This is a genomic window from uncultured Shewanella sp., from assembly GCF_947495455.1.
GTDB lineage: Bacteria > Pseudomonadota > Gammaproteobacteria > Enterobacterales > Shewanellaceae > Shewanella.
The window spans coordinates 1-2,560 of record NZ_CANLZC010000205.1; the positions used below are offsets into that span (position 1 = coordinate 1).

Below are 2,560 nucleotides of genomic sequence, written 5' to 3' on the forward strand. Positions count from 1 at the left end.
GTGCGCTTTTCATGTAACTAATCTGTTGTTAATTTGTGATTTTATAAGTAGTTAACTGTGTGGTTTGATGGTAATCTATTGATTATTAATAAAAGAAAAATGCGCATGCCCACTATACAAAGGTTATGCATCCGAGGGAGTAAGTCGATGCCGTTACTAGAGTCACTTCTTGTAGGAGTTGCTACGGGAGTCTCAGCAAACAAAGCTTATGATGCAGCAAAGAAATATTGCCGCAATGTCTTAGGCTATGAAGAAAATGATTTGGTCAAAAAGCTGTACTCTTGCTTTGATACTGCATTTGAAAAGTATTGTACTAAGCATGATTACTTGGTCGGGGGGTATGCAAACTGCTTTCTATTACATTCAGAAAATTGGGAGATAATAGTTGATATTCTTAATTTCAATACTCAAAGAATGAAGTTCGAGAATATTAATAGGAATAGCGTCTGTGGAAACTATCAGGCTACAGACTATATGGTAGAAGACTTTATTCGAATGATGGAAGATGAAATATCAGCAGATATGGCGTTATCTAATAGCATTCAAGAGAAAAAACTACTATTGAGAATAGAAGGAACCATTGAGGACAGATTTAATGAGCTGTCATTGAAAATTGATGAGGCAATCGACAATAAACCTATAGCCAAAATGGATCACTTTCCATTCAGAGTCAATATCAGTGCTAATGATATAGAAGGCAATATTGAGGAACTATTAAACCATGATGGTTATTTGGAATGGCTTGGAATAGAACTTTTCTCGGCAACTAGAAAGGTTATTCTTGAGCTTGCGATAAATGCAGTTTCTCATGGTAAGGCAGACAACTTAAAAATAAGGGTTAATCGTTCATCAATTGAAATTCATGATAACGGAACATCTTTCAATCCCAAAGATTCTTTTATCAAAGGAAAAACAGCCTCTACTTCAAATGGTTTTGGTGCAGAGATGTTGAGAGAATTTCTCTTTGAGTATCCTAATACAGTAAGTTTGACTTCCACAGAAAAAGATAACGTCAACATTACAGCTATTAATTTTACTAACGCAGAGTCATTTTTTAGAGAGAAATGTGAAGTCTCTATTGAGTCAAACAATACATTTTCTAGAGAAGTTGTGCCCATATTTCCACTGGATTGTGATACTTACTTTTACCAAAGCACTAGACGTATGGCTACTAGCCAATCGCACGGGGCAATACAGGCTGTATTGAATAACCTTCCAGACAAAAAGAGTCTTGTCGTTCGAGTTGAAGATAGAATGGAAAGGAGAGTTTTCAAGAAGCGATTCATAGGCCATCCTCGAGTGATCATAGAATAATGCATAACAAATCAATCAACTTTCGTTTACTTTAATAAGGATATTAATATCATGAGATTATTTTCAATGACGATTGCTGCTTTTACTCTTGTTGTTTCAACATTTAGTCATGCTGAATCAGTAACCGGTAAAGAATACCAAGCAGTTGTTGAAACGGCTTACAATTATTTTAATGGGGCTGCAAAAGGGAACCAGAAACTACTCTCTGAAGCATTTGATCAAGAGTTTGGGCATGTAAAAATGATTACTATTAGTAAAAAAACTGGAAAAGAAATAATCAAAACAGTCCCGTTACAAGAGTTCTCAGGGTACTTCAAAAAAGCAACGAAAGATAAGTGGGAAGCTAATATTTTGTCTGTTGATATCGTTGATAATCAAATGGCTATGGTAAAACTTGATTTTCATACCCCAAAAACACACTACATTGATTATCTCGTTATGTATAAGCGCCAAAATGAATGGCGTATCATCAATAAAACGTTTGTCGCAAAAAAAAAGTCGTAGTTATTAACTGAGTCGTTACTTTACACTTCAAAACTCACTTATTCCATTTACTATCCGTCATTTTTCGAGATTAGCAGCAGACATTAGATTAAAAATAATCAGGCTATGAATTTATAAATGCAGAACATTGAATTTGGGTTAAAATTTCAGTATTTCATTGATTATTAATGGCTGGCTATAGGTTTTTAGGTTTTCTAGCTATAGGTTTTCTATAGGTTTTAGGTTTTAGGTTTTGGTTTATTGATTATTAATGGCTGGCTATAGGTTTTGCTATAGGTTTTTTATATTAGTGTCAAGGTAAGCGATAGTGGGTATGGAGATTTTATATTAGATGAGATTTATCAAACCAAACATGGTTCGGCTCTATAAAGAAATGAAAGACAGTAATGAGCTGTATGCTAATGGGTTAAAGCCCTCATCAGGTGCGCATTATGTAGCCTTGATTAACGGTTTTAATCCATGATAATTTGACCACTATGGCGGTATTTAGGGAGTAGTATAGAGATGGATGGAACAAATAAAGTGAGTTTTCCTGTGATGTCGTTGAGCCATGTAGAATTGTATGTGCGAGATATCGTTCAAATGGAAAGGTTTTATACCACGCAATTAGGGTTCGTGGTAACCGATAGAGGCCAAGGCGCGAATGGTTTGGTATTTTTAAGTCGCAGCCCTTAGGTGTCCCCTTATATAAAGCAGCCACATCAAGGGTTTTGAGGTAAAATACTCCAAACAACCATAATAA

General features: G+C 35.2%; 4 protein-coding genes. All 4 read left to right on the forward strand.

Translation table 11 applies throughout. The features are described from left to right. Positions 1-147: 147 nt before the first annotated feature. Entirely contained in the window at positions 148-1,314 is a 1,167-nt protein-coding gene (locus tag Q0791_RS24680; RefSeq protein ID WP_299011918.1) for a hypothetical protein, read from the forward strand. A gap of 51 nt (positions 1,315-1,365) precedes the next feature. Continuing rightward, on the forward strand, positions 1,366-1,818 hold the full coding sequence (locus Q0791_RS24685; protein ID WP_299011919.1) for a nuclear transport factor 2 family protein: 453 nt from the start codon (positions 1,366-1,368) through the stop codon (positions 1,816-1,818). A 331-nt stretch (positions 1,819-2,149) separates the two neighbouring features. Beyond that, positions 2,150-2,281, forward strand: coding sequence for a hypothetical protein (locus Q0791_RS24690; RefSeq protein WP_299011920.1), 132 nt, complete (start codon positions 2,150-2,152; stop codon positions 2,279-2,281). 41 nt (positions 2,282-2,322) lie between these two features. Then, positions 2,323-2,493 carry a VOC family protein gene (locus tag Q0791_RS24695; protein ID WP_299011921.1) on the forward strand — a complete coding sequence of 57 codons (171 nt, stop codon included), beginning with the start codon at positions 2,323-2,325 and terminating at the stop codon, positions 2,491-2,493. Positions 2,494-2,560 lie beyond the last annotated feature (67 nt).